Below are 12914 nucleotides of genomic sequence, written 5' to 3' on the forward strand. Positions count from 1 at the left end.
TCGGTTATTCTAACCAACTTTTGTGATAACTCTCATCTGCAACTTTCATTGCTTCATTAGTTACTTGCAATGGTGCAAAGGTATCTACCATAACTGCGAGTTCTTCTGTAACCGTTTGCCCTATACTGCGCTCGGCAGCACCTGGATGTGGTCCGTGTGGAATTCCAGCAGGATGCAAGCTTATGTGCCCAGGAGCAATATCGTTCCTACTCATAAAATCACCATCTACATAATATAGTACTTCGTCACTATCGATGTTACTGTGATTGTACGGTGCAGGAATACTTTGCGGGTGATAATCGTATAATCTAGGAACAAAGCTGCATACAACAAATGCATCAGTTTCAAAGGTTTGATGAACTGGTGGTGGTTGATGAATACGTCCAGTGATCGGTTCAAAATCATGTATTGAAAAGGCGTACGGATAATTATAACCATCGTATCCTACAACGTCAAATGGATGGGATGCATACACCATATCAAAAATCTCATCTTGCTTGCGCACTTTTATTAAAAACTCACCTTTTTCATCATGAGTTTCTAGCTCCTGTGGTTGTCTAAGGTCTCTTTCACAAAAAGGAGAATGTTCTAATAATTGTCCAAACCAATTTCTATATCGTTTTGGGGTATAAATAGGTCTTCGACTTTCAACAATAAACAACCTGTTGTCAGTGGTATCAAAATCAATTTTGTAAATAATCCCTCTTGGGATTAGCAAGTAATCACCGTATTTAAAATCCAAATTTCCTAAATGAGTACGCAATTTCCCAGATCCCTTATGAATGAATAGGAGTTCATCAGCATCGGTATTCTTATAAAAATAGTCCTGAGTTTTGTTTTGCGGTGAAGCAAGTGTAATGTTACAATCGCTATTTGTTAATACAATCTTCCTAGAATCTAGATAATCTAACTCGGGTGTCACTTCAAATCCTCTAAAACGATAGCTTTTCATATTATTGGGAATTGCTATTTCTGGCTTTACAGAATATTGACCCGAAATTTCTTTCACCATTGTCGGGCGGTAAACGTGATATGAATTTGTTGACATTCCATCAAATCCAATAGTTCCAAACAATTGTTCGTAATATAATTCACCATTTTCTTTCCTAAAAATAGTGTGTCTTTTAGGTGGAATTTTTCCTAGTTTGTGATAAAAGGGCATGCGTTTAACTTTTCTGCCCTAAATTTCGGAAATTCTTCAGACCATTCCATAGATATATGGATCTTTTTTGAATCTGAATGTTTTTCTAGAATTAATTAGAAACGATAACCTAAAGAAACAAAAAATTGATCGTCATCAAGTTGCGGAGAGAAGCTATACTTGATTTCAATTGGTCCCAGAAAGGTTTCTATTCCATAGCCAATTGCATAACCAGTATATCTTGCTTGACTAAACCAGTCATCTTGTTCAAAAAGTTCATCATCTACATTGGCATAATTAGCGGTGAAATTAATGTGGTTTTTTTTGAATATTTCATAGTCTGCCGTGATCCCAAATTTAATCATGGTATCACCACTTATACTGACAAAGTCATATCCGTAAAATGATACAAAATTATTTATGGGCCTCGATCCATAGCCGCCTAAATAGAAATCAAGACTACTATTTGCTGGATTTCCTATTGCAATTCCCACCTGAGCATCTCCAATAAAACTTAATTTATCAAAGCTAAAAGCTCTTTGTACTTGTAATTGAGCAATGCTGAAACTACTAAAGTCTTCTTGTTCAGAGTTTGCTAGATAAACATGGAAATCTCCGTTAATACGCCAACCTTCATTTGGAAAAAACATATTATCCATACTGTCTACTAGGATTTCTCCGTACAAGCTAGTATACAAACTATCATCAAAAGTAAGATCCTCATTCGGTCTGTTAGGATCTGAAATTGTACTCGTAAAAATATCAAGGTATTTAAATTCTAATCCAGCTGTTAAGTACAGATTTTTATTAAATCTAGAACGCATAAACACCTGATTGGTCCAATCCTTATATTTTACTTCAATACTGTTTACTCCTAAGTTAGTATTGTCCACATCTGCTACAAAATCAGCTTGAATATCTTGATCAAATTGAACATAATTGCTATTAACACCAATTGACCAATAACGTCCTTTGTCTATGTAGTAATCTAAATTGTATCTAATATTGTCACCAACGATAACATCGGCGCTTATGACATCGTTGCTCACTAAAACACCTTTTCTACTCAGATTAATCAAAGCACTACTGCGCAATAATTCATCGTAGTGGATTCCTAGTCTTAAATAATTACGTACATCAGATTCAACAACTTCAATCTCTAGGGCATAACCTAATAACTCAGGGATTAATGAGTAGTTTATCTTTTTAAAATTGTTAGTCGCTTGTAAGTTGTTAATCCCGTTAGAGATATCATCATAAGCTATCATTTCTGGAGCATTCAATTTGAATCGCCCACTTATAAAAGCTCTTGAATATTGTTTATTACCCTTTATTTCTATACGAGTTAAGTATAAACTATCACTTGCGATATTTTTTAGATCAGGTCTCCTATAACCTGTTGCGACTTTTATAAGGTCGTCAATTTTTTGTAAGGAGGCTTCTTTACCTTTTGTAATTATGGCCTGACCTTCGTCAAAAGAAATGACAGTGAATTGTTCGATATCAGGTTGAATATAAATATCTGTCTTGGGACGTTTTATTTCCATATCACTAATCGTGCGGAAATTATTTATCTGTGATAATATGTCAAGTGCATTTTGTAATTCCTCTTCTTCCTTTTTATCATCTTGAACATCTACTCCTATGATTATGTCCATTCCCTTTTTCCTTAACTTTTCAATAGGATAATTATCGATTACACCACCATCAATTAATAACATATTATCGATTTGTACAGGTGCAAACAAGCTAGGTAATGCACCACTTGCATTTACAGCCTTAGGCAGGCTACCTTTATCTAGAACTACTTCTTCACCTGTGACTACATTGGTGGCAATACAAAAGAATGGAATAGGAAGTTTTGAAAAGTCATCAATCTGATTCACTGGACCCATCAACTTGGATAAGAAATTGTATATGTTTTGACCTTTACTCAACGAGCTAGGAAGACTTACCTGAAAATCTTTAAAGGGTAAAGTCACAGCATATCTTTCCCGGTCCTTACGTTCGTAAAAAGTTTCTGCACGTCTTGGGATATCATCACTTATAATTTTATCAAAATCGGTAGCGTAAAAAATGGAGTCTAGTTGTTTGCCTGAATATCCAGAAGCGTAAAGAGAACCTATAATAGCTCCCATAGATGTTCCTGCTATATAATCTATTTTAATACCTAAACTATCAATTACTTTAAGTGTGCCGATGTGGGCCAATCCTTTAGCTCCACCACCAGAAAGGACAAGACCTATTTTGGGATTTTGTACTTTTTGCAGAATGCTATCAACTTTAGTTGGTTGAGTAGGTTTCAATATAGAATCTGCAGGAATAGCATTTTGACCTTCGGTTAAAATGGGAGCTACGAGCAAAAGCAAGGAACATAAAAAAGTAACGCTAATCTTCATGTTTTTTGTAATAATCAATAATTTTTTGAGCTTTTGACAATCCTATTACTTCTTCTAATTCCTTTTTAGTAGCCTTTTTAACTCTTTTGGTACTTCTAAAATGTTTTAATAACTCAACCACAGTTTTTTCTCCTATACCAGGAATGTTATCCAGTTCGGTTTCTATCGCACCTTTACTTCTTTTGTTACGGTGGTGAGTAATCCCAAAGCGGTGAGCTTCATTTCTCATTTGTTGAATCACTTTTAATGATTCAGATCTTTTATCTAGGTATAAAGGTACAGGATCGTTTGGGTAAAACAATTCTTCTAGTCGTTTTGCAATTCCTATAATTGGGACTTTTCCTCTTAATCCTAATCTATCCAAGGCTTTTACACCACTAGACAATTGACCTTTACCACCATCAACAATAACAAGTTGTGGTAGCGGTTCATCTTCTTCTAACAATCGGCGATAGCGTCTATAAACCACTTCTTCCATACTAGCAAAATCATCAGGTCCTTCAACAGTTTTAATATTGAAGTGCCTGTAATCTTTCTTGCTAGGCTTCCCGTTTTTAAACACTACGCATGCGGCAACCGGATTAGTTCCTTGAATATTTGAATTGTCAAAACATTCCATATGACGTGGTTCTTCATCTAACCTTAAATCAGCCTTCATTTGAGCCATCAATCTTTTTACATGACGTTCTGGATCTACAATTTTAATGGTTTTAAATTGCTCCTGTCGATAGAACTTAGCATTACGTTGACTTAATTCAACTATTCGTTTCTTGTCTCCTAATTTTGGGATGGTTATTTTAAGCTCTTCTCCTACATCAATATTTAGGTGTGTATAGATTTCTCTAGATTGAGAATCAAATCGATTACGTATTTCGACAACAGCGAGCTCAAGTAATTCTTTATCGGTTTCATCTAACTGCTTTTTAAGCTCCATAGTATGTGAACGAGTAATGGCACCATGATTTATTTGTAGGTAATTTACATATCCAGCACTTTCATCACTAATAATGGTAAATACATCCACATTAGATATATTAGGGTTTACGATAGTAGATTTTGCTTGATATCTAGTTAGCACATCTAATTTTTCCTTTATACGCTGTGCTTCTTCAAACTCCATAGCCTCAGCGTGTTCCATCATGAGTTCTTCAAAATATTTTACAGCTTGTTTAAAATCTCCTTTCACGATCTGTCTAATCGCCTCAATATTTCGGTTGTAGGCTACTTCTGACTGTAGACCTGTACAGGGTCCTTTACAATTACCTATGTGATATTCCAAGCATAATTTGAATTTGCCAGCATCTATCTTGTCTTGCTGCAAATCATAATTACAAGTACGTATAGGATATAATGATTTAACTAGTTCGAGTAATGTTTTTACTGTACGCACACTGGTAAAAGGTCCAAAGTATTCACTACCATCTTTAATCATTTTACGAGTAAGGAAAACTCTAGGAAACCTCTCTTTTTTAATACATAGCCACGGGTAAGTCTTGTCATCTCGTAGCATGATGTTGTATCGTGGATTACGAGATTTAATCAAACTATTTTCTAGTAAGAGCGCATCTGTTTCAGTTTGAACAACAATGTGCTCGATACGAGCTATGTTTTTAACCAGAGTGCGTATTCGGTGGCTATCATGATTTTTTGTAAAATAAGATTGTACTCTTTTTTTAAGTTTTTTTGCCTTACCTACATAAAGCAGCTTATCTTTTTTATCGTAATAAAGATATACACCTGGTGATAGCGGTAATGTTTTAATCTGAACTTCTAAGGGAGCACTATTCATAGCTAGGTAAAGGTACTATCTTTTTAAAATTTCGCTTTCGCGAAAGCGAAATATATATCCATTTCTCACTCACTTTTATCATTTCTTTAAAACTCTCGCTACAAGAAGAAATTTAACTTAGTGAAAATTATGGTTGTGGAACATTCAAAATCACTTGAAATCCAAGAATGGGCAAGCACCAGTTTGATTGGTAATTTTTTATTATATAAGCTGGGTAAGGATTATGGATGGGATTGGATATGGATTATAACTTTATTTATTTCAGTATTCTCCCTTTATCTAATGTTGTATTCTTTAAAGCAATATCGAAAAATTACCTTCTCATGGTTGTTTAAAACTGTTTTGGTAATTTGTTTTACCGCATATCTTTTTTTTAATCATTTAATAGACTAATTATGGCAAAATTTTCTGAACTCATTAATAAAGATACACCGGTACTTATAGATTTTTATGCCACCTGGTGTGGACCATGTCAAACCATGATGCCAGTGCTCGATCAACTTAAAAAGGATCTAGGAGAGAAAGTGACAATCCTAAAGATTGATGTTGATAAAAATCAAGCCCTTGCGGCACAATTTCAAGTACGAGGAGTACCTGCCTTTATGATATTTAAAAATGGAACCCAGCAATGGCGCGGTAGTGGTGTGCAACCGTTACACGAGCTTAAAAGTCAATTGTCCAAACATATGAATTAAATTTATTGTAACTTTTTAATCTAAAAAGCTACCTATCAATGAACTAATCAACAACCTGCTATGAAAAATAAAGTACTTCTTTTAGGATTATTATCTATATTGATAGGGAACGCACAAGAGTTTGCGGGTAACTGGAATGGGCAACTAGGACCATTACCCCTTAACCTAAATTTTGAGCAGGTGGAGTTAGGGTATGTAGGTAAATTACAAAGTCCTAAGCAATCTAAAAATTACGCTTCGTTAGATGAGGTCAAAATAAACGGTGATAGTATCTCATTCAAATTAAGTGCTTTTCAAATCGTGTACAAAGGAATAAAAAAAGGTGATTTAATCGAAGGTACCTTTACACAAGGTGGAATGTCAAATGCACTAAGCTTAAAAAAAGGATTGTATTTAAATCAAGCCTCAAGGCCTCAAACACCCAAAGCACCATTTGATTATAAGGTTGAAGAAGTTTCTTTTAAAAATAAAACAGCAGGTGATATTAAATTATCAGGCACGCTTACATTACCCCAAAAAGTTAAAAATCCTCCTGTTGCAATTTTAATTTCAGGATCAGGTCCACAGGATCGCGATGAAACGTTGTTAGATCACAAACCATTTGCGGTTATTGCAGATTATTTTGCAAAAAATGGAATCGCGGTTTTACGTTATGACGATCGCGGCACGGCCAAATCTGAAGGTGATCACAGTACTGCCACTAGCGCCGATTTTGCCACAGATGCATACGCTGCAGTAGCATTTCTTAAGAAGAGAAAGGATATAAATACCTCACAAATAGGATTGATAGGTCACAGTGAAGGTGGTATGATAGCGCCTATGGTTATAGCCGATCATCCTAAAGACATTGCATTTTTCATATCGATGGCAGGAACAGGAACTACTGGTGTACAAGTTCTAAAAACACAAATACGTAAATCGGCGCTGTTACAAGGTCAACCTGAAGCAGCTGTTGAAGAAGGAATGAAAATAATGGATGCTGTCATTGATGAAATGGCTAAAGAAGGAGTAAAGGATTTATCTATTGATCAAAGAAAGAAAATTATCCTTAAAACGATTGAGACTAAAAGGAGTCAGGTTGATCCTTTGATTGCTGCAGAATACTCTGATCAAACAGCACAATCTCTTGCCGATCAATTCAGCACTGATTGGTTTGTGTATTTCATGAATTATAATCCTGTTGACGACGTTGCAAAAATTAAGGTACCAACTTTAATAATGAATGGCTCGATAGATTTCCAAGTAATACCTGAAATTAATGTGCCGCCAGTTGAAAAAGCTTTAAAAGAATCTGGAAACAACGATGTTACAGTTAAAATTTTTCCTGGTTTAAATCATTTGTTCCAAAATGCTACTACCGGTGCAGGATCAGAATATTTTGAAATCGAGGAGACAATAGCGCCAGTAGTCTTAGAAACCATGGCGACTTGGATTAACAAACGATTTTAATGTTGCTGCAAAACTCTTACACGTAATCGGTACTTTTGCGTGAATATAATTCCAAAGTATTAGCATGTTTTTTTTACCTCAAGATCTAGATGATTATATAGTAGCTCATTCTCAAAATGAACCTCAAATTTTAAAAGATCTTAGTCGAGAAACGTATCAAAAAGTGCTTCAGCCTATAATGCTCTCTGGTCCTTATCAAGGTCGAGTGTTAAGTATGATTTCTAGTTTGATAAGCCCCAAACGTGTGCTAGAAGTTGGTACTTTCACAGGTTATTCTGCACTATGTCTTGCCGAAGGTATGCCAGAAAACAGCGATCTAGTTACCATAGATATCAATGAAGAGTTAGAATCCTTATGTAGTAGGTATTTTTTACGCTTTCGCGAAAGCGTAAAGAAAATTAATTTCATTCAAAAAATAGGTCCAGCGCTGGATATTATACCCGAATTAGAAGGCTATTTTGATTTAGTGTTTATTGATGCTGATAAGCCAAACTATGTAAACTACTTTCATCAAATTATGAAGAAAGTGCGGCCTGGTTCTTTAATAATTTCTGATAATGTTTTGTGGCACGGTAAAGTGGTCGAAACTGTAAAGAAAAAAGATCTATCGACACCTGTGCTTCTCGAGTATAATAAGTTGTTGAAGGAAGATCCTAGGTTGCAAACTGTTCTATTGTCGGTGCGTGATGGTCTTACTCTTTCTCGTGTAATAAAGAGCTAGTTTATAACCTAGACAACCTAAAATACTACCTGCGATAGCACCTACAATAACATCGGCAGGATAATGTACACCAACCATTATTCTAGATAGTGCAAATAAAATAGGCCATAGAAACAAGAGTTTCAAAAAGTGATTTTTTGTAGGCCCAAACAACATTAAATAAACAAAAAATGTGACAGCAAAACTCACTGCGCTGTGTCCTGACCAAAAGCTAAAGTTTTCTGGACGTTGACTTATTAAAATACTATCTAGTAAAACGGGTTCATTGCTTGGTCGCAATCTTTCCACAGCATTTTTTACCAAGTTAGTAATGAAAAGAGTTATTCCAGCTATCACTGGCAAACAAACGATGAGATAGTAACTCTCAGGTTTGTTATATTGTTTGTACAACAAGAAGCTAAAAAAAAGAAAGATAGGTATAGATCGTTCTGGATGCGTTATGAACTCCCAAAATTCTGGTATGTTGTTAAGAAAAGAATTATTGAGTAGTTTGAGTAATTCCCGATCAATTTCTAGAAGAGATTCCCACATTAAAGTTTACGTTTAATGGAACCAGTTTCTTCAATTTTGTCCTTTACTTCTTCGATTTGCTTTTTGAAATGTTCTACTTCTTTAGAACTAAAGTCATCAGTAGCAGTTTTAGTGATTTCATGTTTAATGTCATCAGTTGCATTGCGAACTGTTTTTATGGCTTTTCCCAGACCACGAGCTATTTCTGGAAGCTTGTCACTTCCAAATACTAATAACACAACTAATCCTACTAAGAATAGTTCTGGTGTGCTTATAAAAAGTACATGATGAATCATGCGACAAAGATACATTTATAGTATATCGTGTGCAATTACATAATGTTAATGCAGTACACTTCTTAAGTAATTAATTTTCTAATTTTATAAATAAGAGAATAGGTTATAGCTAGTGCTAGAAATACCATTATTAGTGGTAAAAATTTCTCTACTCACAGGCATACCTTCAGAATTCAAGTTGTAGGTGTAAATCATTTCTTGAACAAGCTGTATTGAGCCAGTACTCGTGTCGTACTCTTCTTGAGTTAAAGGTAAAAATCTTGATGAAGGAATAAAATCTTTAAAAACAAGTAACCTTATTATATCATTCATATCCTTAAAAGGATTGTCATTTAATTCATAAGTAAAGTCGCTAAATCCTGTCGTGTTGTTATTTTCTAGATAGGTGATTCTTTCAATATTAAAGTTTGCATTGATATTAAATACCTCGCTATTTTCTTGTATCACTAAACCATTAGAGCTGGTTGTTATAGAAAGAATTTCATCTACACGATTAAAATTATCTATTTCAAATTGTTGTATTTGATTAGGGTTTGAAACATTGCTGCTTGTAATGATATTTTCATCGTATTCTATACTGTAAGAACTAGTACTTTGATTTTCAATCTTTGTATAATTGATTACTTGGTTGTTTGGTGCGTATTGAAATTGATATGTTTTTGATTGTTGACCAGAGAATACGATCTCAGATATAAGATTTTCATTATCGTATACTATATCAATGTTTGTTACAATATTGCTAGCTGTGTTTTCTGCTATTTGAATTGAACTAAGTCTTACTTTATCGTCAATAGTGGTAATATCGTCATCTCCTTGATTTTGATCATCGGACAATGTAGGATCCTCATCGCAAGAAACCAAAAGTAGAATTAATAGAGTATATAAATATTTCACGTAAAAGCGATTGAATTGGATTGATAGTTTTACAATAGAGTAAAAGTACAATTTATGGTAAAACAAAAAGCCAGTTTCTATTGAAACTGGCTTTTTAAACGTTTATAAAACAGAGATTATTGCTTTCTCATTTCTTCAAACTTATCAACTTTAGGCTGTTGTGGCCAGCTGTTGTTTGACACATCAATGTCAGCTGTTTCTAGGTCTGGGTCTATAGTAATACCTACGATTTCTTTATCGCTTGCTTTACTTAGACCAACTTCTTTATCATTGTATCTCCAAATTTCTGCTGGATGAGTGACACGTTCTTTAGTACCATCTGCAAACGTGTATTCAATGATAATAGGCATAACTAATCCTCCTGGTTTTTCAACAGTAATTTCATAGAAGTATTTAGGAGCTTTCATTCTAGCTCTTTCTTCGGCAGTGAAATTTTCTTTTAAGTAATCATCTATACCACTTACTACTTCTCCTGGTTGCTTACCTTTCAAGGCAGCGTTAAAGTCTTCGCTATCTTCTTTTACCATATAAACAAGACCAGCTTCTTTAATACGTTCAACAGGAATGCCGTTTTCTTTAGCATAATCCTTCATAGCTTGGTTCATTTCATTTGAAACATAATATTTACTAACCTCTTTAAGTCCCATATCATTGAAACGAGTAGTATAGAACCATCCTCTCCAGAACCAGTCTAGATCCATAGCACTTGCATCTTCCATAGAACGGAAGAAATCCTCTGGTGTAGGGTGCTTGAACATCCATCTTTGAGAATAAGTACGGAATGCATAATCAAAAAGATCACGACCCATTACGGTTTCTCTTAAGATATTAAGACCAGTAGCAGGCTTACTATAAGCGTTTGAACCAAATTGATACGTATTTAAACCTTTACTCATAATTGGAGCGATGTATCTTTGATCACCTGCCATATAAGGAACAATTTTCGCAGCAGGTCCACGACGAGATGGGTACGCATCTAAACCTTCAATAGCAGCTGGATAATTTTCACCAAAATCTTGTTCGGCAACGTATTGTACAAAAGTATTAAGACCTTCGTCCATCCATGTCCATTGACGCTCATCACTATTAACAATCATTGGGAAGAAGTTGTGTCCAACCTCGTGGATAATTACTGAAATCATACCAAATTTAGTACGATCTGTGTAGTTTCCTTCAGCATCTGGTCTACCGTAGTTCCAGCAAATCATTGGATATTCCATTCCTTGATTCTTTGCGTGAACCGATATTGCTTTGTGGTAAGGGTAGTCAAAAGTCATTCTACTGTAGGACTTTAAAGTTTGCGCTACTGCATATGTGGACCATTGCTCCCATAATGGATTACCTTCTGGCGGATATATAGAAACAGCCATAACATCTTTATCACCTACCTTAACAGCCATAGCATCTGCTACGTAACGACGAGATGAAGTCCATCCAAAGTCACGTACATAATCAGCCTTGAATTCCCAAGTTTTAGTTTTAGTAGCACCTGGCATCATTGCAAGTTTCTCAGCCTCTGGTTGAGTTCTTATTATAACAGGTTTGTCATAACTTTTTGTAGCCTGCTCATAACGCTTTAATTCTGTTTTAGAATAAACGTCTTTTCTGTTTTCTAACTTACCAGTTGCATCAACCCAGTGATCTTCTGGTACAGTAAGGTTTACTTCAAAAGTTCCGAATGGTAATGCAAACTCATCACGACCCCAGAATTGACTATTCTGCCATCCTTCAACGTCGTTATACACACACATGCGAGGATAAAACTGAGCGATTACATAGGCTCTATGTCCATCAGGAAATTGCTCATATCCACTACGTCCTCTACCATCAACGTGGTTGTTGATGTTGTAGTCCCATTCTATATCAAAACTAAATTTCTCACCTGTTTTTAGCGTTTTAGGTAATTCAACTCTCATCATAGTTTGATTAATCATGTATGGAAGAGCGTTACCTTTTGAATCTAATACTTTCTTTATATTGAAACCACCATCAAACGGTTCTTTCATATATTGAGATGCAAAATCAGACGGACGCATGAATGGATTAACGCCACCACCTTCAATAAGTGCAGACTTAGTATCCTTCTGTCTTACGTTTTGGTCTAACTGCACCCATAGATAGTCTAATGCATCTGGTGAGTTGTTAGTGTAAGTAATCGTTTCATAACCATAAATATGATGATTGGCATCATCTAATTTGATGTCCATCTTGTAGTCTGCTCGTTGCTGATAGTAGGCAGGACCAGGTGCTCCACTTGCACTGCGGTATTGGTTAGGAGTGGAAAATTCTTGGTACAGTTGACGGAACTTGTTGATGTTATAGTGTTCCTCTGCTTTTGGTTCTTCTTGTTGTTCTGTTTCCTGTGCTTGTAAACCGAAGGAAATCATTAACAAACTGAAAAACAAAAATTTAATAGTTTTCATGTTGCAAATTAGGTTTAAGGATTGCTAAAATAAGAAATATACGCACCTTTTATAAAGATTAAGAAAAAGTTAAGGTTTCTTGTGGGCGTTCTTTTGTCATTACCATGCTCTTTCTTTTGTCGTTGATTTTATAATGTACCATATTTTTTTGGTCATCAAACACCTCAAAAAGAGCAGTGAATTTCATTTTAATAGTTTCTGGCATTTTGGTAACCGGTAATTCTATGTAAAGCACAATTTGATCATCAATAAACTCTGCGCCCAATACGTTTACAGTTAGTTCCTTACCATCTACAGTGGCTTCAATTTTACTTTGAAAATACTTTTCTAAATAAAAATTTACAGTTTTTAAATCCTTAATTCCATCTAGCTTCACTTCCTTGCCAAAACGATCTTGTAAGGCATCTTCCATATCGTCTATAAAAAATCGACTGGTCATTTGAAGTGCGCTAGCCTTTTGTTTATAAGCGACATTGGAAACTGATAAATAGTATTTATGATCGTTTTGTTTAGTATGCTTTCGCGAAAGCGTAAACAGCACCAAACTACTGGTTACAATTAGAATAAGGTATTTCATACTTACTAGATAAATTTTGC

The 12914-nt window shown here is 35.0% G+C and carries 11 protein-coding genes; 3 read left to right on the forward strand and 8 right to left on the reverse strand.

Going from position 1 to position 12914, the window contains the following annotated elements; genetic code table 11:
• Positions 1-4 precede the first annotated feature (4 nt).
• The 3 genes from BST93_RS04280 to uvrC form a co-directional block, all read right to left on the reverse strand.
• Positions 5-1162 carry a homogentisate 1,2-dioxygenase gene (locus tag BST93_RS04280; protein ID WP_105018212.1) on the reverse strand — a complete coding sequence of 386 codons (1158 nt, stop codon included), beginning with the start codon at positions 1160-1162 and terminating at the stop codon, positions 5-7.
• A gap of 95 nt (positions 1163-1257) precedes the next feature.
• Positions 1258-3540 carry a patatin-like phospholipase family protein gene (locus BST93_RS04285; protein WP_105018213.1) on the reverse strand — a complete coding sequence of 761 codons (2283 nt, stop codon included), beginning with the start codon at positions 3538-3540 and terminating at the stop codon, positions 1258-1260.
• Entirely contained in the window at positions 3530-5329 is a 1800-nt protein-coding gene (gene uvrC / locus BST93_RS04290; protein WP_105018214.1) for an excinuclease ABC subunit UvrC, read from the reverse strand. The genes BST93_RS04285 and uvrC overlap by 11 nt, the downstream gene beginning before the upstream one ends.
• A 395-nt stretch (positions 5330-5724) precedes the next feature.
• Between uvrC and trxA the strand changes: the two genes are divergently transcribed.
• The 3 genes from trxA (at position 5725) to BST93_RS04310 (ending at position 8194) form a co-directional block, all read left to right on the forward strand.
• On the forward strand, positions 5725-6024 hold the full coding sequence (trxA, locus tag BST93_RS04300; RefSeq protein ID WP_105018216.1) for a thioredoxin: 300 nt from the start codon (positions 5725-5727) through the stop codon (positions 6022-6024).
• Between the two features lie 60 nt (positions 6025-6084).
• The gene (locus BST93_RS04305) at positions 6085-7473 is read left to right on the forward strand and encodes an alpha/beta hydrolase family protein (RefSeq protein WP_105018217.1); all 1389 of its coding nucleotides are present in this window, start codon (positions 6085-6087) and stop codon (positions 7471-7473) included.
• 64 nt (positions 7474-7537) lie between these two features.
• The gene (locus BST93_RS04310; protein ID WP_105018218.1) at positions 7538-8194 is read left to right on the forward strand and encodes an O-methyltransferase; all 657 of its coding nucleotides are present in this window, start codon (positions 7538-7540) and stop codon (positions 8192-8194) included.
• On the opposite strand, the gene BST93_RS04315 is transcribed toward BST93_RS04310, so the two are convergent.
• The 5 genes from BST93_RS04315 to BST93_RS04335 all read right to left on the reverse strand — a co-directional run bounded on the left by BST93_RS04315 (position 8144) and on the right by BST93_RS04335 (position 12894).
• A complete protein-coding gene (locus tag BST93_RS04315; protein WP_105018219.1) occupies positions 8144-8725 on the reverse strand; it encodes a phosphatase PAP2 family protein in 582 nt (193 codons plus the stop codon). The genes BST93_RS04310 and BST93_RS04315 overlap by 51 nt on opposite strands.
• The gene (locus BST93_RS04320) at positions 8725-9000 is read right to left on the reverse strand and encodes a Sec-independent protein translocase subunit TatA/TatB (protein WP_042276117.1); all 276 of its coding nucleotides are present in this window, start codon (positions 8998-9000) and stop codon (positions 8725-8727) included. Before BST93_RS04320 ends, BST93_RS04315 begins: the two co-directional genes overlap by 1 nt.
• A gap of 84 nt (positions 9001-9084) precedes the next feature.
• Positions 9085-9894 carry a hypothetical protein gene (locus BST93_RS04325; RefSeq protein ID WP_146104974.1) on the reverse strand — a complete coding sequence of 270 codons (810 nt, stop codon included), beginning with the start codon at positions 9892-9894 and terminating at the stop codon, positions 9085-9087.
• 116 nt (positions 9895-10010) lie between these two features.
• Positions 10011-12317 (reverse strand): M1 family metallopeptidase, encoded by a 2307-nt coding sequence (locus tag BST93_RS04330; protein WP_105018222.1) that lies wholly within the window; start codon positions 12315-12317, stop codon positions 10011-10013.
• 58 nt (positions 12318-12375) lie between these two features.
• Complete coding sequence (locus BST93_RS04335) at positions 12376-12894, reverse strand: DUF6702 family protein (protein ID WP_105018223.1); 519 nt, start codon at positions 12892-12894, stop codon at positions 12376-12378.
• Between the last annotated feature and the right edge of the window lie 20 nt (positions 12895-12914).

The organism is Nonlabens tegetincola, from assembly GCF_002954355.1.
Classification (GTDB): domain Bacteria; phylum Bacteroidota; class Bacteroidia; order Flavobacteriales; family Flavobacteriaceae; genus Nonlabens; species Nonlabens tegetincola.